This is a genomic window from Comamonas sp. A23, assembly GCF_004522605.1.
Lineage (GTDB): Bacteria > Pseudomonadota > Gammaproteobacteria > Burkholderiales > Burkholderiaceae_C > Comamonas > Comamonas thiooxydans.
Genome location: NZ_RSDT01000003.1, coordinates 493,689 through 513,262, shown reverse-complemented (window position 1 = coordinate 513,262; position 19,574 = coordinate 493,689). Strand labels below are relative to the sequence as shown.

The window sequence follows — 19,574 nt, the reverse complement described above, 5'->3', positions numbered from 1 at the left end:
ATGCAAATCAACGAAGGAGAAAATGATGGCAACTGCGAAGAAGACGGCCGCCAAGGCCACAACCGAGAAAAAGACACCTGCCAAGAAGGCGGCCGCGCCCAAGGCTGAAGCTGTGAAGAAGGCAGCTGCAACCAAGACCGCAGCCCCCAAGGCCGCTGCTCCTGCAAAGGCTGCACCCAAGAAGGCTGCTACCGCTGCCAAGGCTGCTGCTCCTGCAAAGGCTGCACCCAAGAAGGCTGCTACCGCTGCCAAGGCCGCTGCTCCTGCAAAGGCTGCACCCAAGAAGGCTGCAACCAAGACCGCAGCCCCCAAGGCTGCTGCTCCTGCAAAGGCTGCACCCAAGAAGACTGCAACCGCTGCCAAGGCTGCTGCTCCTGCAAAGGCTGCGCCCAAGAAGGCTGCAACCGCTGCCAAGGCTGCTGCTCCTGCAAAGGCTGCGCCCAAGAAGACTGCAACCGCTGCCAAGGCCGCTGCTCCTGCTAAGGCTGCACCCAAGAAGGCTGCAACCGCTGCCAAGGCTGCTGCTCCTGCAAAGGCTGCTCCCAAGAAGACTGCAGCCGCTGCCAAGGCCGCTGCTCCCGCAAAGGCTGCACCCAAGAAGGCTGCAACTGCTGCCAAGGCCGCTGCCCCAGCGAAGGCTGCCTCCAAGAAGGCTGCAACCGCTGCCAAGGCCGCTGCTCCAGCGAAGGCTGCCTCCAAGAAGGCTGCAACTGCTGCCAAGGCCGCTGCTCCAGCGAAGGCTGCCCCCAAGAAGGCTGCAACTGCTGCCAAGGCCGCTGCTCCCGCAAAGGCTGCCCCCAAGAAGGCTGCAACTGCTGCCAAGGCCGCTGCTCCCGCAAAGGCTGCCCCCAAGAAGGCTGCAACTGCTGCCAAGGCCGCTGCTCCAGCGAAGGCTGCCCCCAAGAAGGCTGCAACCGCTGCCAAGGTCGCTGCTCCAGCGAAGGCTGCCCCCAAGAAGGCCGCTGCTCCAGCGAAGGCTGCCCCCAAGAAGGCTGCAGCAGCCCCCGCTCCTGCCGCTGTAACCGAAACCGCTGCACCCGTGGCACAGACCCGCCTGGCACCTCAAGCCGCCTGGCCCTTCCCCACAGGTAACAAGCCCTGATCGGTTCGCTGACCTGCACGCCATAAAAAAGCCCGACCTCTCTTGCGAGAGTCGGGCTTTTTTACATGCCTGATATCAGTGCCCTCAGGGCACGGACACCCAATCAGGGCTGGAAGTCCAGCTGATAGTTCTGCGGGCCGCGATGCGCAACCTTGAGCGCCCCCATGCGATTTCCCAGTTCGGCGCAACGCACCAGGTCCCAACCACGCTCCAGACCAAACAGGAAGGCACCGCGCCAGGCATCGCCGCAACCCGTGGGATCGACCACGGCGGCGGGCTTCACCGGAGCAACCAATGTCTTTTCACCCTGCTGCCAGACTTCGCAGCCTTCGGCGCCCAGGGTCACAACCAGGCCGCGCACCTTGTGCGAGATCTCGTCAAAGTTCAGGCCCGTGCGCTCGCTGAGCATCTTGCCTTCATAGTCGTTCACTGCTACCCAGTCGGCCTGCTCGATAAAGGCCTTGAGCTCGTCGCCATTGAACATGGGCAGGCCCTGACCGGGATCGAACACAAAAGGAATGCCTGCAGCCTTGAACTGGGCGGCGTGCTCGATCATGGCTTGACGGCCATCGGGAGCAACAATGCCGATCTTGACATCGGCAGCCATGTCGGCGGTGATGCGGTTCTCGTGCGCCTGCATCATGGCGCCTGGGTGGAAAGCCGTGATCTGGTTGTTGTCATGGTCGGTCATGATCATGCACTGCGCCGTATGCGTGCTCTGCAGCTGACCCACATGACGGGTCTCAATGCCCAGCTCCTTGAAGCGCTGCACATAATCCGCACCGTCGCTGCCCACCATGGCCATGGGGTGCGCATCGCCGCCAAGCAGCTTCAGGCTATAGGCAATATTGCCGGCACAGCCACCAAAGTCGCGGCGCAGCGTGGGCACCAGAAACGATACATTCAGTATGTGCAGCTGGTCGGGAAGAATCTGGTCTACGAAACGACCTTCAAAGGTCATGATGTTGTCGAATGCCAGCGACCCGCAGATCAAAGCGGCCATGGTGCGTTCTCTTTCAGAAATGAATTAGGGATAAAAAACCAGCGCCCGGTAACCCGCCACTGCAGCGCCGAGATCCTGCACCTGCACAGGAACGTTCACGCTCCACTCCTGACGGGGATGCAGCTGCTCCGGGGCACCCAGCAGCCTCAGGTCGATCACACGGCGCAGCAAAGGCCTGTCCTGTGCATCGGTCAAGGTCAGCTCGGCCATGGGCATGGCCACTGGCACATCGGAGCGGTTCTCCAATGTCAGGCTCCACTGGTACTGATGGTCATCGGCAAGTTGCTTGAAGCCCGAGCCACTGATCACCACATCGGCAATCGCGCGGCGGGCCTGCAGCTCGCAACCCGCCAGGCTACAGGCCTTGGTCAGCACAGGGGCCAGCGCCGGATATTGCGCAGCCAGCACATCGCGTTGCAGCCAGGCATATTGCCCCACGACACCGGCTACGGCTACCAGCGAGCCCAGCACCAGCGCCACACGCATGCCTGCCGAGTGCCAGAACGCCTGCCGGCGGGCCTGACGCACAAAGCCAGGTTCATCGCCGGCAATGGCTGCGGCCTCATCCTGATCCGCATCCGTGACAGCCTGCGCCCGGTCCCTGGCGGGTTGTATAGCGCCGATATCGGCATGCAGCAGCGCCTCCTTCGAGACAGCTTCGGCCTGGGCCTCATCCTTGAGGTCCTGCGCGGCCTCGGCCATCAGGACCTCGCTCGGCGGCGACGGTACAAGCAGCTCCGGCTCGGTGGGAGCGGGAATATCACCAGACTCCAGCCCATACTCCGGCTCGCTCGCGTCCGGATGAGGATCATGCTGAGCAGCCGCTGCATCCTCTTCAGTCAGAGGGCGCGCCTGATCGACAAACGAGGGCTGTGCATCCGCCATCCCGGGCATGGACCCGGACGGCTCCGGTTCGGAAACCACATCGGCAGACTCTGCTGCCGGTGCGACTTCGGCGACCTGGGCAGCAGCCGGTGCCGCGTCCACCGAGTCCGATGCCAACTCCTGCAAGGCCTCAGCCTTCTGCGTATCGGGGGCGGGAGCATCCGCGGCATCCTGCTGAGGCCAAACCGGCGTCCGCTGCTCTCCGGCTTCCGTCGGCTGCACCTCCTGCACGGCAGGCCTCTGCGGCGCATCAGCAGCTTCCGGCTGCAGCAGCTCGTCGGGCACGGACTGCAACTCCTGCGAGGCATCAAAGACGCTTTGGCACATCCCGCAGCGCACCCAGCCCTGCGAGATGCGCAGTTGGTCGGCGACCACTTTGAAGCGGGTTCCACAGGAGGGGCAACGGGTGACTTGGCTCATCAGGGTTCAATTGTAGGCAGCAACAACCCGCACACCTGCTGGCTGCGGGTTTGCGTCGCAATCAGGCTGCTCGCTGTGCAGTCATGAGAATCCAGCCGTCTTCGCTGTCGGCCACCTCCAGCTTGAGATAAGGCGCATAGGCCTCTTTCAGCTCGTCGGCCTGGCGTTCCAGAATGCCCGCCAACACCAGATTGCCGCCAGCTTGCACACGACCGCACAGCAGCGGTGCCAGCACCTTGAGCGGCGTAGCCAGAATATTGGCCAGCACGGTCTGGTACTCGCCGCCAGCCGCATCTGGCAGGCCTGCCCTGACTTCCACATGGTTGGCACTGGTGTTGTAGTTGGTCGATTCCACGGCCGCGGGATCGATGTCCACCGCATCCACATCGGTCGCGCCGAACTTGGCTGCACCAATGGCCAAAATGCCCGAGCCACAGCCATAGTCCAGCGTGCGTCCCAGGGTACCCTTGGGCTGGCGTGCAATCCAGCGCAGACACATGCGGGTAGTGGGATGGGTGCCGGTACCGAAAGCCAGACCAGGGTCCAGACGGATGCTGACCTTGGCCTGCTCGGGCAGTTCATGCCAGGTGGGCACGATCCAGAACTCGGGCGTGATATCCACGGGCTCGAACTGCGACTGCGTCAGGCGCACCCAGTCCTGCTCGGGAACGGGCTTGAGGGCCAGAATCTTGCAGCCTTCAAAAAAGTCCTGAGGCAGCAGCAGATCACGCGCCTCGGTGGCCGCGGCTTCGTCGGGATAGAGGGCGATCACGCGGCTGCGATTCCAGCCCTCCTTCGGTGCGGGCATGCCAGGCTCGCCGAACAGTGCCTGCTCGGCTTCGGTCTGCGCATCGGCATCTTCGACGGATACGCTCAATGCATCGAGTGCATCCAGCGCTTCACTAATGGTTTCGACCCGATCTTCGGGGCACAGCAGGCTCAGCTCGAACATGGCCATCCTTTCTAGCAACTGCGTCATCCATGCCAGCTCGGGCCTGGTGGAGAGAACGCACTTGTACTTTCCTGAAAAACGAAAATGCTGGCCTCCGTTGCCAGAGGCCAGCATGGGAACTCAGAGCAGCAAGGCTCCTGATCTCATCGCTTGTTGGGCGTGCGATGCGTCAGCCACTCTTCCAGATAGTGGATGTTGGTGCCGCCTTCCATGAACTTGGAGTCGACCATCAGATCCTGGTGCAGCGGAATATTGGTTTTGATGCCTTCCACCACGGTCTCCAGCAAGGCCGTGCGCATGCGGGCCATGGCCTGCTCGCGGGTATCGCCATAGGCAATGATCTTGCCGATCATGGAGTCGTAGTTGGGCGGCACGAAGTAATTGTTGTACACATGGGTGTCAACACGTACGCCAGGACCGCCGGGAGCATGCCACATGGAGATGCGGCCGGGCGAAGGGATGAACTTGTACGGATCTTCGGCGTTCACACGGCACTCGATGGCGTGCCCCTTGAACTCGACCTGGCGCTGGGTGAAAGGCAGCTTCTCGCCGGCAGCGATCATGATCTGGGTGCGCACGATGTCGATGCCCGTGATCAGCTCGGTGATGGGGTGCTCCACCTGCACGCGGGTGTTCATCTCGATGAAGTAGAACTCGCCGTTCTCGTACAGGAACTCGAAAGTACCCGCACCGCGATAGCCGATCTTCTTGCAGGCCGCAGCGCAGCGCTCGCCGATCTTCTCGATCAGACGACGGGGAATGCCGGGAGCCGGAGCCTCCTCGATCACCTTCTGGTGGCGACGCTGCATGGAGCAATCGCGCTCGCCCAGATACACGGCGTTCTTGTGCGTATCGGCCAGCACCTGGATCTCCACGTGACGCGGATTCTGCAGGTACTTTTCCATGTAGACGGCAGGATTGCCGAAAGCAGCGCCGGCTTCGGCCTTGGTCATCTGCACGGCATTGATCAGCGCAGCTTCGGTGTGCACCACACGCATGCCGCGACCGCCGCCGCCGCCCGAGGCCTTGATGATCACGGGATAGCCGATGGTCTTTGCAATGCGCTTGATGAGTGCGGGATCATCGGGCAGTTCGCCGTCCGAGCCGGGCACGCAAGGCACACCGGCCTTGATCATGGCTTGCTTGGCCGAAACCTTGTCACCCATGGTGCGGATGTTCTCGGGGGTCGGGCCGATAAAGGTGAAGCCGCTCTTTTCCACTCGCTCGGCAAAGTCGGCGTTCTCGGACAGGAAACCGTAACCGGGATGGATGGCTTCTGCATCGGTCACCTCGGCAGCCGAGATGATGGCCGGCATATTGAGGTAGGACAGCGGAGAAGGAGCCGGGCCGATACAGACGGCCTCATCGGCCAGCTTGACGTACTTGGCATCACGATCGGCTTCGGAGTACACCATCACCGCCTTGATACCCAGCTCACGGCAAGCGCGCTGGATGCGCAGGGCGATCTCGCCCCGATTGGCAACCAAAATTTTCTTAAACATGAAGTTCCTCGCAGCTTGGTGCCTGTGCCGCGGCACAGACTACTGCCAATGACTCAGTCGCGCAGCCAGTGGCTAGCGCACCTCGGCGCTGCCATGCGAACTGCACGCAACGCCTCATGATCTATCACTCGATCACGAACAGAGGCTGGCCGTATTCCACAGCCTGGCCGTTTTCACCCAGAACGCGAACAATGGTGCCGGTCTTGTCGGCTTCGATTTCGTTGAGGATCTTCATGGCTTCAACGATGCAGATGGTTTCGCCTTCCTTGACCTGGCTTCCCACATCCACAAAGGGCTTGGCGCCGGGGCTGGAGGCACGGTAGAAGGTACCGACCATGGGCGACTTGACCACATGGCCTTCAGCAGCAGCAGGTGCTGCGGCCGCCACGGGAGCAGCGGCAACGGGAGCTGCCGCCAAGGGGGCAGCCATCACAGGAGCGGCTTGCACGGGGGCAGCAACGTATTGGTGAACCACACCTTCGCTCTTGACGATACGGACCTTGCCCTCTGCTTCGGTGATCTCCAGTTCCGACACATTCGATTCGGACACCAGATCAATAAGGGTCTTGAGTTTTCGCAAATCCATGGGAGCTCCAGCGACGTATTTCTAAACAGGGCGCGAATTTACCTCAAATTCGGCCTTCTGCGTGCATTGGCAGATATTTTTCACTAACGTCGCCATGGAATTTAGTTACCTACACTTTTCTGACGACAAGAGCAATGTTCATTCGCTCTATTTGCTCCAATCTGTCAGATCTTCGCTGGAAAGCTCGCCTATTTTACGTTGCCGCACTTGCCCCTTGGCATCAAACAGAACCGTGAATGGCAGGCCTCCCTGCAAGTTACCCAGACTTCTGCTCAGTCCCAATCCCCCTTGCATGGCGATGGCTACGGGAAATTGCACAGGCTGACGCTGCAAAAAACGCAGCACGGCTTCGGATTTGTCGACCGCGAGACCAACGACCTGAATACCTTTTGCCCCCTGCTGCGCCGCAAATTCGCTGAGCATCGGCAGCTCCTTGACACAGGGCGGGCACCAAGTGGCCCAGAAGTTGACCAGCAAGGGCCGCCCCTGGAAGCCTGCCATGACAAAAGGCTTGCCATCGGGCGTTTCAAAGGTCTGACCCCACAGTTGCGCCTCGATGCCAGGGCCCATGGCCTGAGGCTGGCTGCGCCACCAGGCCACGCCGGCGCCGCCCCCGGCCGCCACTGCGGCCACTGCGCCGGTCAGCCACAGACGGCGCGAGCCATTGGTCGACTTGTTCTCAGAGGTGTTTTCACTCATCGCAGCTCTCCTGCAGCAGCTTGCGCAAGGCCTTGGCATCACCACGCGGGCTGCGGCCATGACTGTCGGGCTTCATGGCACCGCGCATATCATCATGGTCGTAGACCAGCAGATGCACGCCCACGGTTTCATTGATCGGCTTGCACAGTGCATGAATGGAAAGTGCCTCGACCGGCTTGCCCTGAAAGCCTGTGACCGTGCTCGGCTCGTATTGCACATGGTTGTTGATGAGCGCTATTTCGGCAGACTTGGGATCATCGCAGAACAGTTGCAGATAGATATCCGACAGCCGCGTGGCCGTGCCGCGCCAGACTGCTCCGGCCAGATGCGGGCGAAATTCCTGCAGCCTGTCCATCCAGACCAGGGCCAGCTCGCGCAGTGCCTGCAACTCCTGCGGCTGGGTGTCGCCGCAGAACAGCTCTATATATTCACGCACCGCTTCTTCAAGCTGGTCGTTGTCGGGCAGCGCCGTGCGGCCGGGCAGGCCGAGCTGACGCACGGCCCGTTGCTTGGCCGGACCCCATTCGAGGCCTTCCTCCACCACCAGGCGGGCCGCTGTCTGAGCGATTTCAGCAGTCACGTTATCCAAACTCATAGCGCTATTTCATCACGCCCGCCGCAGCAGACGCGGCAGGTCATGTCGCATTGTGACCCAGATGAATGACCGCACTTTGACCTGGCCCGTACAGACCAAGGTTTTGATAGCTGCTAGCGACCGCTTTGTATCGAACCGAAAGTAAAAACACATTTAAATCCATATGGGCCATGCGCAACCAGCTATCAATTTGGTAAGAAAGGTTACCGTCAGCGCTCAGGCAGGCCATGGCTTGCCTCCAGGTCATGCAGGCAAACGTAGAATCCCCGGCCATGCACATACATATTCTGGGCATTTGCGGCACCTTCATGGGGGGCCTGGCCGCCTTGGCACGAGAAGCCGGTCACAGGGTGACGGGCTGCGATTCCGGTGTTTACCCGCCGATGAGCGATCAGCTGCGCCAGTTGGGCATCGAGCTGATCGAGGGCTATGGCGCCGACCAGATTGCGCTCAAGCCCGATATGTATGTGGTCGGCAACGTCGTCAGCCGCAAACGTCTGCCCGACGGGTCGCCCAAATTCCCGCTGATGGAAGCGATTCTGGACACCGGCGCCGCCTATACCAGCGGCCCGCAATGGCTGGCCGAGCATGTGCTGCGCGGTCGCCATGTGCTGGCCGTGGCCGGCACCCACGGCAAGACCACCACCACCTCCATGCTGACCTGGGTGCTTGAGTGCGCAGGTCTGCAACCCGGTTTCCTGGTCGGCGGCGTACCACTGGACTTTGGCGTCTCCGCCCGCCTCGGTGCGGCCCAGCGCCCCGCCGCTGGTCCTGGCCCCGTCGGTGACGAACCCGTGTTTGTGATCGAGGCCGATGAGTACGACACCGCCTTCTTCGACAAGCGCAGCAAGTTTGTGCACTACCGCCCGCGCACGGCCGTGCTCAACAACCTGGAATTCGATCACGCCGACATCTTTGACGATCTGGCAGCCATCGAGCGCCAGTTCCACCACCTGATACGCACCGTACCGTCGACCGGTCGTGTGGTGAGCAACGGCCTGGAAGAGAGCCTGACCCGCGTGCTGGCCCAGGGCTGCTGGAGCGAAGTGCGGAGCTTCGGCTCGGCGGTCAGTGATTTCAGCGCCGATGGCGATCCCAGCGACTTTGCCGTGCTGCACCGCGGCAAAAAGGTGGCGCAACTGCGCTGGAGCCTGACCGGCGTGCACAACCAGCTCAATGCACTGGCCGCCATCGCTGCCGCCGACCATCTGGGCGTTAGTGCCGAGGTGGCTTGCGAATCCCTGTCGCGCTTTCAGAACGTCAAGCGTCGCATGGAACTGCGCGGCACGGTCAACGGCATCGAGGTCTATGACGACTTCGCCCACCACCCTACAGCCATCCGCACCACCCTGGACGGCCTGCGCCGCAAGCTCGGGGCAGAGGCCCGCATCCTGGCAGTGTTCGAGCCTCGCAGCAACACCATGAAGCTGGGCACCATGAAGAGCCAGTTGCCCTGGTCGCTGGAAAGCGCCGATCTGGTCTTCTGCCACACTGCAGGTCTGGACTGGGATGCCGCCGAAGCCCTGGAATCCATGGGCGTAGGCCCCGGCCAGCGCGCTCAGGTAGCAGGTGATATCGAGACCCTGATAGCGCAGATCAGCGCCGTCGTCCGCCCCGGCGACCATATCGTCTGCATGAGCAACGGCGGCTTTGGCGGCATCCACGCCAAGCTGTTGCAAGCGCTGAAATAAGCCCCGATAAAAGCAAATGCCCGCTCTACGCGGGCATTTTCATCAGCAACCTTCAAAACTGGCATGCCTTGACACGGAGACAGCAAGCAAGAGCCGTCTCGCAGCGAGGCTGTCGCCCCCTCCGCGAAGCAGAGAGGGGGAAGCCGCAAAGCGGCTCAGGGGTATCAATAACTTATCGACATCGCAGGCACATCCACCCGGATCAAGGGCTTGGACAACACTGCATGCGCTGCCAGGGCATAGCTGTTGCGCCAGTCTTCGTTGTCAAACAGCTCGGGGCGATTGCGCGCCTCACGCGCCACCACCACCAGCTTGTCAGCCAGCAACACCTTGCCAGTAGCCCGCAAAGGCTCGCACTCGAGCGAGACAAACTGCTGATCCAGCCAGCGTCGGCCTTCGTCCGAACTGATAGGGGACAGCGACTGGGTATCGACCCGGTATTCACGGTCGCCATCCAAAACCACGATTACTTCACTACGCATAAATCTCCTCTGACCTGGTGACTCTTGCACCATTCGTTGTCGTGGCCACAGCTTAATAGTGACCGCGGTGCTGAAGACGCTGCAAGCTGACGGCTTGCAAACAGCTGCGGCAACCAATGCATGGCCTGAAAGACTTGCATCAAGCATCACAGTGGTTACAGGAACATGGCATGCAAAGCAATGAAAAATCTTTAAATTTCATAGCATTGCTCGCATGCTTGGCAAGAATATAAGGGCAAAACTGTCTTTTTCAAGTGTCATTACGGACTCGTAACCCGCCAGTTATCTCCATCCAGGCTCCTGCCTTGAAAATGTGATGAGAGGACTTACATACTGCATAAATCTTTGACGAACACCAGTTTGCAGGCCTTGCAACGCCTTCAGGAACCATCACCATGACCGCTGAGAACATCCACCAAGAAATACGCGAGCATCTGCTGCAGCTGGAAGCCGAACTTCAAGTCCAGAAACTCTGGTCAGCCGTTGCTCCGGACCCCAAGGCACTGGAATCCACCACGCCTTTCATGTACGACACGCTCAAGCTGCACGAGTGGCTGCAATGGGTATTCATCCCGCGCCTGCGCGCCGTGATCGATGCCAAGGGCAACCTCCCCCACCAAAGCCATGTCTATCCGCTGGCCGACCACGAGTGGCAGCAGCGCACCGACTTTGACAAGCAACAGCTGCTGCGCCTGCTCAACCGCATCGATGCCACCCTCAATGGATGCGAAATGACTCCGGCATCAACGCCGGACACCAAACACTGATCGAGCAGGCAAGCAGCCCCATTCCCATATAGAAAAACAAACAGGCCACAGGAAATACTCCCTGTGGCCTGTTTCGTTCACGCCCGCTTTATCGATCAGGCGAGCACTTCTGCTTCCTGCTTGCTGGCGAGCGCAGCAGCGCGGCGCTGGCTCACGGCCTGCGACAGCTCTTGCAGCGTTGCCAGCGAATCATCCCAGCCCAGGCAGGCATCGGTAATGCTCTGGCCGTAGGTCAGATCGCAGACTTCGTCCTTGCCGGGCGTGAACTTCTGCGCACCGCCGACCAGATGGCCTTCGATCATCACGCCGAACACGCTGCTGGAGCCTCCGGCGATCTGAGCCGCGATATCACGGGCCACATCCTTCTGGCGCTCATGCTGCTTGTTGCTGTTGGCGTGGCTGCAGTCCACCATCAGCGAAGGTGTGAGGCCCGCTGTCTCCAGATCCCTGCAGGCGGCCGCCACATGCTCGGCATCGTAGTTGGGCGTCTTGCCACCGCGCAGAATCACGTGACAGTCCTGATTGCCGCCCGTATGCACGATGGCGACCTGGCCGTTCTTGTGCACCGACAGGAAATGGTGGCCTCGGCTGGCCGACTGAATCGCGTCGGTGGCAATACGGATATTGCCGTCCGTGCCGTTCTTGAAGCCAATCGGCGCCGAGATGCCCGAAGCCAGTTCGCGATGCACCTGGCTTTCCGTGGTGCGGGCACCGATGGCGCCCCAGCTGATCAGATCGCCGATGTACTGGGGCGAGATCACGTCCAGAAACTCGCTGGCCGCTGGCACACCCAGGCGGTTGATGTCGATCAGGAGCTGGCGCGCAATGCGCAGGCCTTCGTCGATGCGATAGCTCTGATCCAGGTAGGGATCGTTGATCAGCCCCTTCCAGCCCACGGTGGTGCGGGGTTTTTCGAAATAGACGCGCATCACCACTTCCAGCGTGTCCTTGTACTGCTCACGCACCACGGCCAGACGGCGGGCGTAGTCCAGGGCAGCAGCCGGATCGTGAATGGAGCAAGGGCCGACGATGACCAGGAGACGGTCGTCCTGCGCACGCATGATGTTGTGGATGCTGCGGCGGGTGTCGCTGATCAGCGTCTCCACGGCAGTGCCGCGAATGGGGAAGAAGCGAATGAGGTGCTCTGGAGGGGGTAACACTGTGATTTCCTTGATACGTGCGTCGTCGGTCTGGCCTGTCTTGGGAGAGCCGGCGCGATACCAGGAATCGGTGGCGGAAGTGTTCAGAGCAGTCATGGCAATCTTTCGTGAGGTGTTTGATCGTTGAAAACCGGGGGTGCTGAAACGTAGGGGTGAAAAAAAACCGCCGGGCTTTGCAGCTTCGGCGGTTCTTTGGGAGGTGTTTGCAGGATGCGCGCGTTTACCTCTCAGCCGCCGGGGGCGAGAACCAAAAGTAAAAGAAATAAGCGCGTTGCGTTTGCATGTCTTTCAATGTAGCACAGCTCTTTTGCATTGCAACATCAGCAGCTCGCACCGCTGTTCTGTCAAAAACAGGTTCCCCCTCTGAAATGGCGCATTTTCAAAATTTATTCATGCGCAATATTTTTGCGTTTTTTCATATTTTTCAGAATTTTATTGATAGAAAATTCTACCAAACCAGAATCAGTGCAATTTTCCAGCGAATCGGCAATATTCATGGCAAGACCTCGAAACGCCATGAAAAAACCCTGCTGCCTGGCGATCTACAGCGGTTTGCCACACGCTTTTTTGCCGTAAACGGCCTGTGGCGAACGGTCTGCAACACACTGAAATGAAAAACCCCCGCTCTGCCATGCAAAGCGGGGGTTGGTGCTCGCGACGGGCAAAGCCGTCATGAAACCTCTATCAGGCCGTGCCGCCGACTGTCAGGCCGTCAATGCGCAGCGTAGGCTGGCCCACGCCCACAGGCACGCTCTGGCCTTCCTTGCCGCAGGTGCCCACACCCGAGTCCAGGCGCATGTCGTTACCTATCATGCTGATGTGCTTGAGCGACTCCGGGCCGCTGCCGATGATGGTCGCTCCCTTGACGGGGTACTGGATCTTGCCGTTTTCCACCCAGTAGGCTTCGCTGGCAGAGAACACGAACTTGCCGCTGGTGATGTCCACCTGACCGCCACCGAAGTTGGTGGCGTACAGGCCCTTCTTGATGGAGCCAATGATCTCCTGCGGATCCTTGTCGCCACCCAGCATATAGGTGTTGGTCATGCGCGGCATGGGGATGTGGGCGTAGCTTTCGCGACGGCCATTGCCCGTGGGCTTGACGCCCATCAGGCGTGCATTCATCGAGTCCTGGATATAGCCCTTGAGAATGCCGTCCTCGATCAGCACATTGCTCTGGCTGACATGGCCCTCGTCGTCCACGTTCAGAGAGCCACGGCGATCGGCAATCGTGCCGTCGTCCAGCACGGTCACGCCCTTGGCGGCCACGCGCTGACCGATGCGGCCGCTGAAGGCGCTGGAGCCCTTGCGGTTGAAGTCGCCTTCCAGGCCGTGGCCCACGGCCTCGTGGAACAGCACGCCGGGCCAGCCCGAGCCCAGCACCACCGTCATCACACCGGCCGGTGCGGGACGCGATTCGAGGTTGACCAGGGCCGCATGCACGGCCTCGTCCACATACTGGCTGATCTGCTCGTCGCTGAAATAGGCCAGACCGAAGCGACCGCCACCACCGGAGGAGCCCACCTCGCGACGGCCCTTTTGCTCGGCGATCACCGTCACCGACAGGCGCACCAGCGGGCGCACGTCAGCGGCCAGCGTGCCGTCCGCACGCGCCACCAGAACCACATCATATTCACTGGCAAGACCGGCCATGACCTGCACCACGCGCGGGTCCTTGGCGCGGGCCAGCTTTTCCACCTTGCCCAGCAACTCGACCTTGGCCGTGCTGTCCAGCGTGCTGATGGGGTCCAGCTCAGGATAAAGCGAGCGGCTTTGCGCAATCTTCTGCGCACCCGCCTTGACGCGGCGCGTCTGGGTTGCGCTGGAGATGGAGCGCACGGTACGTGCGGCATCCAGCAGCGAGGCTTCGGAAATGTCGTCGGAATAGGCAAAAGCCGTCTTCTCGCCGCTGACCGCCCGAACGCCTACTCCCTGATCGATGGAAAAGGAGCCGGTCTTGACAATGCCTTCCTCCAGACTCCAGCCTTCCGCGCGGGTGTACTGGAAGTAGAGATCGGCGTCATCCACCTGGTGCGAGCGAATTTCGGCAAGCGCACGCGCAAGATGGGTTTCGTCCAGGCCGAAGGGCTCAAGCAGCAACTGACGGGCCGTGGCCAAGCGTTCGATGGTGGGTTCGCGGGAAATCATGAGAGCATTGTAGAGATAGCTGCAAGCCCTGACTTGTCTCGGGCTGCGCATAAAAAAGAGCGGAATGCTGCCCCACCAGGCTGAACAACATTCCGCTCCATTCACTTAGCTTCGCACTTGCCGGGTTCCGCCCTGCCCGCTTTGCATTGCAGAACCCCACCTGGGTCTTTGCCGCTCCCGCTTGATCGGTCTTCTGACCCCCCAGAACCGTTTGTAAACGCTGTTTACAGTCGAAGCAAGACCCTGGACGGAACTACTGACATTTTTCAACGATCTAAGCCCGCCGCCCCAGCACGCAATTTCACACAAAACCATTACTCAAGGCTTGCAAAACATAGGATGGAAGCTCTCCTTTCAAGAGCATCCAATCCCTATCACGGGTCTTCACGCATGGGGAATATGCCCATCACCGCCGGGTAGTTGCCGCTGCGCCCGCGACACCGACATCAGCACGCCCAGCGCCAGGCCCAGCGTGACCATGGCCGTGCCGCCATAGCTGATGAAAGGCAGGGGCACGCCCACCACCGGCAAAATGCCGCTGACCATGCCCATGTTCACGAACGCATAGGTGAAGAAGATCATGGCCACGGCAGCTGCCATCAGCCGGCCGAACAGCGAGTTGGCATTCATGGAAATGGCCAGCCCGCGCCAGACCAGCAGCAGAAAGCCGACGATGATGAAGAGATTGCCTATGAGGCCGAATTCTTCGGAATAGGCGGCAAAGATGAAGTCGGTGGTGCGCTCTGGAATGAATTCCAGGTGGGTCTGCGTGCCAGCCATGAAACCCTTGCCCCAGACACCGCCCGAACCGATGGCAATCATGCCCTGAATGATGTGAAAGCCCTTGCCCAGCGGGTCGCGCGTGGGGTCCAGCAAGGTACAGACGCGTGTCCGCTGATAGTCATGCAGAAAATACCAGCTCACGCCATCGGCGCAGAGCTGGGGTTCAAACCAGACGATGAGGAAAATGCCGACCAGGGCCAGCAGCACGGGCGGCACGATGAGTTTCCAGGGCAGGCCGGCAAAAAAGATCACGGACAGGCCGGCAGCCATCACCAGCAGCGAGGTGCCCAGGTCTGGCTGCTTCATGATCAGGCCCACGGGCACCATCAGCAGCACAAAGGCGATGACAAAGTCCGATGCGCGCAGATTGCCCTCGCGGCGCTGGAACCACCAGGCCAGCATCAGCGGCGTGGCGATCTTCAAAAGCTCGGAGGGCTGAATCACCACTCCCACATTCACCCAGCGCGTGGCCCCCTTCTTGGTGATGCCGAACAGCGCCACCGCCACCAGCAACACCACGCCCAGGGTGTAGAGCGGCACGGCCACCTTCATCAATTGCTGGGGGGATATCTGGGCCAGCACGAACAGCAGACCCGCCGCAATCAGCATATTGCGGCCGTGGTCCACAAAGCGCGTACCGTGATCGAAACCCGCCGAGTACATGGCCAGCAGCCCCGCACCCGCCAACATGGCGATAAAGAGAAGCAGCAGGAAATCAAAGCCGCGAAACAGCGGAACAATGCGTTGCAGCAGCGAGGGCTTATCGAATTCGATGGCGGACATGGGCCGCAATTATCGTGGGAGCCGACTGCCGTGCAGCTTGCAGGGTTGAGCTTTGCTGACGACTCAAGTCGGCCCACGCTCATTCCTCCCGCCATAGGCCTTCTCCCCTGATAGTCTTGGGGCAGACAGTCCACAATGACCGGGACAGAAGTGTTTTTTACCAGAGGAGATTGCCGCTATGACGACCACCCACCTGCTGTATCTGCATGGCTTTCGCTCCTCCCCTCAGTCCAACAAGGCACGCATCATGGCGGACTATGTGGGCGCCAGGCATTCCAAGGTACGCTGGTGGTGCCCGCAGTTGCCGCCCTCGCCGCGCGAAGCGGCGGCTGTGATCGCCGAGGGCATCGCCAACTGGCCACGCCAGAACATGGCCGTCATGGGCTCGTCGCTGGGCGGCTATTACGCCAGCTGGGTGGCCCAGCTGGCGCGCTGCAAGAGCGTGATGATCAACCCCGCCGTCAACCCGGCCCGCGACCTGGAAAAATACATTGGCGAGCAGTCCAGCTGGCATGACCCCGAGGAAACCTTCTTCTTTCGCCCCGAATACATTGAGGAATTGCGCCAGCTTGACACCCGCACCATGACGCCGGCAGCACCCGAGATGGTGTTGATCGCCCAGGGCGACGAGGTGCTGGACTGGAACGAGATGAGCGAGCGCTACCCTCACGCACTTCAATTGGTGCAAGAAGGCGGCGACCACGCCCTGAGCAACTTTGCCGAGTATCTGGACCGGATCGACGAATTTCTGGCCTTGGCCTGATGCCCCCGGCGACTCCAGGCGCCACCCCAGGAAACGGCTGTATTGCTGCAACGCGCCCCCCTGTGCACGGCCCTGACCGCGCGGGGGCCGCGTCTGATATTGACCGACCTCAAGCATGAACTGAATCACTTCTGAGCGCCGAATGTTCGGCTCGTGGGAAAATGCGCGGTTATGCACGCACTGTTTGAAGAAGCCGGCAAATTTCTGGCCGGGCGCATCCTCTCCGAAGCCGAATCCTCTGCCCAAGTCGAGCTGGACTCGGGCAAGCGGGTCAAGGTCAAGGCCGCCAATATCCTGCTCAAGTTCGAGAAGCCGGCTCCTGCCGAGTTGGTCGCCCAGGGCCAGGCCCAGGCCGCCGAGATCGACCTGGATCTGGCCTGGGAATTTGCGCCCGAGGAAGAGTTCGGCTTTGCCGACCTGGCGCGTGACTATTTTTCCGAATCCGCGACGCTGGCCCAGCAGGCCGGTGCGCTGTTCTGCCTGTACGACGCACCGCATTATTTCCGTCGTGCGGGCAAGGGCCGCTTCAAGAAGGCTCCTGCAGAAATCCTGCAGCAAGCCCTTGCCGCCATCGAGAAGAAAAAGCAGATTCAGGCACAGATCGACGCCTGGGCCGAGGAACTGGGCCGCGGCGAGTGCCCGCAGGCAATCCGCGAACAGCTCTACAAGATTCTGTTCAAGCCCGACAAGAACGCAGCCGAATACAAGGCCGTGGTCGATGCCAGCCGCGCCACCAAGCTGGCCCCGCTGGAGCTGCTGCACCGCGCCGGCGCCATCGACTCTTCCTACCAGTTTCACTGGAAGCGCTTCCTGTTCGACAACTTCCCCAAGGGCACGGGCTTCCCCTCCGTGCAGGCCCCCCAGCCACCGGCCGACCTGCCCGTGGCCGATGTAAAGGCTTTTTCCATCGACGACTCGGCCACCACCGAAATCGACGATGCACTGTCCGTCAGGGGCCTGGGCACGGGCACCGTCACCGTGGGCATCCACATTGCCGCCCCCGGTCTGGCCATCACGCCCGGCGGCGAGCTGGACAAGCTGGGCCGCGCCCGCCTGTCCACCGTCTACATGCCCGGCTACAAGATCACCATGCTGCCCGACGACGTGGTGCATATCTACACGCTGGACGAAGGCCGCTCCAACCCCGCGGTCTCGCTGTATGTGCAGATCAACGAAGAGACGCTGGAGACCATCTCCAGCGAAACCCGTCTCGAGCGCGTGCCCGTGGAAGTCAACTTCCGCTACGACAAGCTAGATCACATCGTCACCGAGGAATGGCTGACCGACTCCTCAATCGAGGTTGAAAATACGCCTGATTCGTTGCTGGGAAAGCGCAAGGAGCTCACCTTTTTGCAGCGCTGGTCCAAGTTCCTCAAGGCCAATCGCGAAGTGGTGCGCGGCAAGCCCGAGAACTTCAACCGCCCGGACTACAACTTCCGTCTCGTCGGCAACGACGGCGCCGAGCCCAATGGCAGCGAGCAGGTGCAGATCACCGTGCGCAAGCGCGGCGCGCCGCTGGACCTGATCGTGGCCGAGGCCGCCATCGTGGCCAACAGCACCTGGGGCCTGATGCTGGCCGAGCACGGTGTGCCCGGCATCTACCGCAGCCAGGCCAGCCTGGCACCCGGCGTCAAGGTACGCATGAGCACCAAGGCCTTGCCCCATGCCGGCATAGGCGTGAAAGCCTACTCCTGGGCCACCTCCCCGCTGCGCCGCTATGTGGATCTGGTCAATCAGTGGCAGATCATTGCCTGCGCCCGCCATGGCAAGACGGCTGCCCTGGCAGCGCCCTTCAAGCCCAAGGATGCCGAGCTGTTCGGCATCATCAGCAGCTTTGACGGCGCCTACAGCGCCTACAACGGCTATCAGGCCGGCATGGAGCGCTTCTGGACGCTCAAGTATCTGGAGCAGAACGGCATCAGCGAACTGACGGCCAGCGTGTTCAAGGAAGGGCCCAACGGCTCCTTCCTGGTGCGCGCCGACAATCTGCCGCTGGTACTGCCCGTACTGGGTGCGCAGAACCTGCCGCGCGGCGCCCATGTGCGTGTCAAGCTCGGCGAGATCGACGAGATATCGCTGGACATCTCGGGCACGCTGATCGAACGCCTGGATGCAGGAGCCGAGGCCGAAAGCGAAGGTGAGGACAGCGGCGAGGACGATGACGACGCCGTGGCCGGCCCCATCTCCATTGCGGTGGACATGAACGACGCCGATCCCGCTGCAGACCAGCCCAAGTCCTGACCTCCACACCTCATCGCCCTGACGCTGCCGTGAAACTGCCCACCTCTCTTCGACGACTGAGTACGCTGCAGCTGGCGCTGGGCGTTTCCATCGCCGTCCATGCCGTGTTGCTGACCGTCCGCTTCGTGGACCCGGAACGCTTTGAGCGCGTGTTTCAGGACACGCCGCTGGAAGTGATTCTGGTCAATGCCCGCGCCAACGAGACGCCGGACAAGGCCCAGGCCATCGCCCAGACTTCGCTGGCCGGCGGCGGCGATGCCGACCAGGGCCGGGCCACCAGTCCCATGCCCTACTCGGCCCTGACGACAGTGGGCGACGATTTCGAGGAAAAACAGCGCCAGCTCGACGCCATGCAGGAGCAGCAGAACCAGTTGCTGACCCAGCTGCGCCAGCAAGTGGCCGCGCTGCCCCCGATAGACCCGCGCCTGAGCGCTGACAACAAGGCCCTGGAGGCCCAGGAAGAAAAGCGCTTGCAGCTCATCAAGCTGCTGGCCGAGATTGAAAAGCGTATCAACGCAGAAAACGCCCGCCCCAAGAAGCGCTATATCAGCCCCGCCACCAAGGAGGCCGTGTACGCCGTCTACTACGATGCGCTGCGCCGCAAGGTGGAAGACAAGGGCACGGAAAACTTCCCCGAGAACAAGGGCAAGAAGCTGTATGGCGAGCTAGTCATGATCCTGACCGTGAATCATGACGGCCGCGTGCTTTCCACCGAGGTTGTGCAGGGCTCGGGTAACCGCATGCTCGATACCCGTGCCGAGGCCATTGCCCGCGCCGCAGCCCCTTACGGCCACTTCGGCCCGGCCATGCGCACCAAGGCCGATCAGATCGCCGTCGTCTCGCGCTTCAGGTTCACACGCGAGCAGACACTGGAAACAGACATAAGGTGACCCCCTGTGCCGCCTTCGGCGCCTTCCCCCTCTCTCGCATCGCTTCGCTTGCAGGCGGGGAACGCAGCCAGCGCGGCGGGACGGCCCTTGTGCGGCTGCCTTGGCTTAGGCTGCGCCGATCTCGC

General features: G+C 61.3%; 18 protein-coding genes. 7 read left to right on the top strand and 11 right to left on the bottom strand.

The genetic code is table 11. The features are described 5' to 3' along the window. Positions 1-22: 22 nt before the first annotated feature. Positions 23-1,102, top strand: a complete 1,080-nt coding sequence (locus tag EIC84_RS10630; protein WP_370456498.1) for a hypothetical protein — start codon at positions 23-25, stop codon at positions 1,100-1,102. Between the two features lie 103 nt (positions 1,103-1,205). On the opposite strand, the gene EIC84_RS10625 is transcribed toward EIC84_RS10630, so the two are convergent. The 7 genes from EIC84_RS10625 to EIC84_RS10595 all read right to left on the bottom strand — a co-directional run bounded on the left by EIC84_RS10625 (position 1,206) and on the right by EIC84_RS10595 (position 7,744). Then, on the bottom strand, positions 1,206-2,105 hold the full coding sequence (locus EIC84_RS10625) for a carbohydrate kinase family protein (RefSeq protein WP_003068926.1): 900 nt from the start codon (positions 2,103-2,105) through the stop codon (positions 1,206-1,208). A 24-nt stretch (positions 2,106-2,129) separates the two neighbouring features. After that, positions 2,130-3,410 (bottom strand): zinc-ribbon and DUF3426 domain-containing protein, encoded by a 1,281-nt coding sequence (locus EIC84_RS10620; protein ID WP_080554231.1) that lies wholly within the window; start codon positions 3,408-3,410, stop codon positions 2,130-2,132. 61 nt (positions 3,411-3,471) lie between these two features. Next, positions 3,472-4,362, bottom strand: coding sequence for a 50S ribosomal protein L11 methyltransferase (gene prmA, locus EIC84_RS10615; protein ID WP_003068930.1), 891 nt, complete (start codon positions 4,360-4,362; stop codon positions 3,472-3,474). Between the two features lie 143 nt (positions 4,363-4,505). After that, on the bottom strand, positions 4,506-5,864 hold the full coding sequence (accC, locus tag EIC84_RS10610; RefSeq protein WP_003068932.1) for an acetyl-CoA carboxylase biotin carboxylase subunit: 1,359 nt from the start codon (positions 5,862-5,864) through the stop codon (positions 4,506-4,508). A gap of 124 nt (positions 5,865-5,988) precedes the next feature. Then, the gene (gene accB / locus EIC84_RS10605; RefSeq protein ID WP_003068934.1) at positions 5,989-6,450 is read right to left on the bottom strand and encodes an acetyl-CoA carboxylase biotin carboxyl carrier protein; all 462 of its coding nucleotides are present in this window, start codon (positions 6,448-6,450) and stop codon (positions 5,989-5,991) included. Between the two features lie 147 nt (positions 6,451-6,597). After that, positions 6,598-7,149, bottom strand: a complete 552-nt coding sequence (locus tag EIC84_RS10600) for a TlpA disulfide reductase family protein (protein WP_003068935.1) — start codon at positions 7,147-7,149, stop codon at positions 6,598-6,600. Then, on the bottom strand, positions 7,142-7,744 hold the full coding sequence (locus tag EIC84_RS10595) for a hypothetical protein (protein WP_003068937.1): 603 nt from the start codon (positions 7,742-7,744) through the stop codon (positions 7,142-7,144). Before EIC84_RS10595 ends, EIC84_RS10600 begins: the two co-directional genes overlap by 8 nt. A 272-nt stretch (positions 7,745-8,016) precedes the next feature. On the opposite strand from EIC84_RS10595, the gene mpl reads away from it, so the two are divergent. Beyond that, positions 8,017-9,435, top strand: a complete 1,419-nt coding sequence (mpl, locus tag EIC84_RS10590; RefSeq protein WP_003068939.1) for a UDP-N-acetylmuramate:L-alanyl-gamma-D-glutamyl-meso-diaminopimelate ligase — start codon at positions 8,017-8,019, stop codon at positions 9,433-9,435. Positions 9,436-9,599: 164 nt separating this feature from the next. Here mpl and EIC84_RS10585 read toward each other — a convergent pair whose 3' ends face one another. Then, positions 9,600-9,917, bottom strand: a complete 318-nt coding sequence (locus tag EIC84_RS10585) for a hypothetical protein (protein WP_012839818.1) — start codon at positions 9,915-9,917, stop codon at positions 9,600-9,602. A gap of 395 nt (positions 9,918-10,312) precedes the next feature. On the opposite strand from EIC84_RS10585, the gene EIC84_RS10580 reads away from it, so the two are divergent. Then, positions 10,313-10,684 (top strand): YqcC family protein, encoded by a 372-nt coding sequence (locus tag EIC84_RS10580; protein WP_003068943.1) that lies wholly within the window; start codon positions 10,313-10,315, stop codon positions 10,682-10,684. 95 nt (positions 10,685-10,779) lie between these two features. Here EIC84_RS10580 and EIC84_RS10575 read toward each other — a convergent pair whose 3' ends face one another. Next, positions 10,780-11,940, bottom strand: a complete 1,161-nt coding sequence (locus EIC84_RS10575) for a 3-deoxy-7-phosphoheptulonate synthase (protein WP_003068944.1) — start codon at positions 11,938-11,940, stop codon at positions 10,780-10,782. Positions 11,941-12,125: 185 nt separating this feature from the next. Here EIC84_RS10575 and EIC84_RS10570 point away from each other — a divergent pair, with 185 nt between their 5' ends. Continuing rightward, positions 12,126-12,458 carry an ABC transporter gene (locus EIC84_RS10570; RefSeq protein WP_131361374.1) on the top strand — a complete coding sequence of 111 codons (333 nt, stop codon included), beginning with the start codon at positions 12,126-12,128 and terminating at the stop codon, positions 12,456-12,458. A gap of 70 nt (positions 12,459-12,528) precedes the next feature. On the opposite strand, the gene tldD is transcribed toward EIC84_RS10570, so the two are convergent. Then, positions 12,529-13,989, bottom strand: a complete 1,461-nt coding sequence (gene tldD / locus EIC84_RS10565) for a metalloprotease TldD (RefSeq protein WP_003051333.1) — start codon at positions 13,987-13,989, stop codon at positions 12,529-12,531. A 384-nt stretch (positions 13,990-14,373) separates the two neighbouring features. Then, a complete protein-coding gene (gene rodA, locus EIC84_RS10560) occupies positions 14,374-15,555 on the bottom strand; it encodes a rod shape-determining protein RodA (protein ID WP_003068946.1) in 1,182 nt (393 codons plus the stop codon). 178 nt (positions 15,556-15,733) lie between these two features. On the opposite strand from rodA, the gene EIC84_RS10555 reads away from it, so the two are divergent. The 3 genes from EIC84_RS10555 to EIC84_RS10545 all read left to right on the top strand — a co-directional run bounded on the left by EIC84_RS10555 (position 15,734) and on the right by EIC84_RS10545 (position 19,449). After that, positions 15,734-16,318, top strand: a complete 585-nt coding sequence (locus EIC84_RS10555; RefSeq protein WP_003068947.1) for a YqiA/YcfP family alpha/beta fold hydrolase — start codon at positions 15,734-15,736, stop codon at positions 16,316-16,318. 171 nt (positions 16,319-16,489) lie between these two features. Further along, the gene (locus EIC84_RS10550) at positions 16,490-18,559 is read left to right on the top strand and encodes a ribonuclease catalytic domain-containing protein (protein WP_003068948.1); all 2,070 of its coding nucleotides are present in this window, start codon (positions 16,490-16,492) and stop codon (positions 18,557-18,559) included. Positions 18,560-18,588: 29 nt separating this feature from the next. Then, positions 18,589-19,449 (top strand): energy transducer TonB, encoded by an 861-nt coding sequence (locus EIC84_RS10545; protein ID WP_003068949.1) that lies wholly within the window; start codon positions 18,589-18,591, stop codon positions 19,447-19,449. Positions 19,450-19,574 lie beyond the last annotated feature (125 nt).

Excerpts from the sequence above, each read along its gene's own strand:
- prmA (WP_003068930.1), bottom strand. The coding sequence starts at position 4,362 with ATGTTCGAGCTGAGCCTGCTGTGCCCCGAAGATCGGGTCGAAACCATT.
- EIC84_RS10620 (WP_080554231.1), bottom strand. The coding sequence starts at position 3,410 with ATGAGCCAAGTCACCCGTTGCCCCTCCTGTGGAACCCGCTTCAAAGTG.
- EIC84_RS10555 (WP_003068947.1), top strand. The coding sequence starts at position 15,734 with ATGACGACCACCCACCTGCTGTATCTGCATGGCTTTCGCTCCTCCCCT.
- EIC84_RS10550 (WP_003068948.1), top strand. The coding sequence starts at position 16,490 with ATGCACGCACTGTTTGAAGAAGCCGGCAAATTTCTGGCCGGGCGCATC.
- EIC84_RS10625 (WP_003068926.1), bottom strand. The coding sequence starts at position 2,105 with ATGGCCGCTTTGATCTGCGGGTCGCTGGCATTCGACAACATCATGACC.
- EIC84_RS10580 (WP_003068943.1), top strand. The coding sequence starts at position 10,313 with ATGACCGCTGAGAACATCCACCAAGAAATACGCGAGCATCTGCTGCAG.
- EIC84_RS10600 (WP_003068935.1), bottom strand. The coding sequence starts at position 7,149 with ATGAGTGAAAACACCTCTGAGAACAAGTCGACCAATGGCTCGCGCCGT.
- EIC84_RS10575 (WP_003068944.1), bottom strand. The coding sequence starts at position 11,940 with ATGACTGCTCTGAACACTTCCGCCACCGATTCCTGGTATCGCGCCGGC.
- mpl (WP_003068939.1), top strand. The coding sequence starts at position 8,017 with ATGCACATACATATTCTGGGCATTTGCGGCACCTTCATGGGGGGCCTG.
- EIC84_RS10595 (WP_003068937.1), bottom strand. The coding sequence starts at position 7,744 with ATGAGTTTGGATAACGTGACTGCTGAAATCGCTCAGACAGCGGCCCGC.
- EIC84_RS10630 (WP_370456498.1), top strand. The coding sequence starts at position 23 with ATGATGGCAACTGCGAAGAAGACGGCCGCCAAGGCCACAACCGAGAAA.
- tldD (WP_003051333.1), bottom strand. The coding sequence starts at position 13,989 with ATGATTTCCCGCGAACCCACCATCGAACGCTTGGCCACGGCCCGTCAG.
- accB (WP_003068934.1), bottom strand. The coding sequence starts at position 6,450 with ATGGATTTGCGAAAACTCAAGACCCTTATTGATCTGGTGTCCGAATCG.
- rodA (WP_003068946.1), bottom strand. The coding sequence starts at position 15,555 with ATGTCCGCCATCGAATTCGATAAGCCCTCGCTGCTGCAACGCATTGTT.
- EIC84_RS10570 (WP_131361374.1), top strand. The coding sequence starts at position 12,126 with ATGTCTTTCAATGTAGCACAGCTCTTTTGCATTGCAACATCAGCAGCT.
- accC (WP_003068932.1), bottom strand. The coding sequence starts at position 5,864 with ATGTTTAAGAAAATTTTGGTTGCCAATCGGGGCGAGATCGCCCTGCGC.
- EIC84_RS10585 (WP_012839818.1), bottom strand. The coding sequence starts at position 9,917 with ATGCGTAGTGAAGTAATCGTGGTTTTGGATGGCGACCGTGAATACCGG.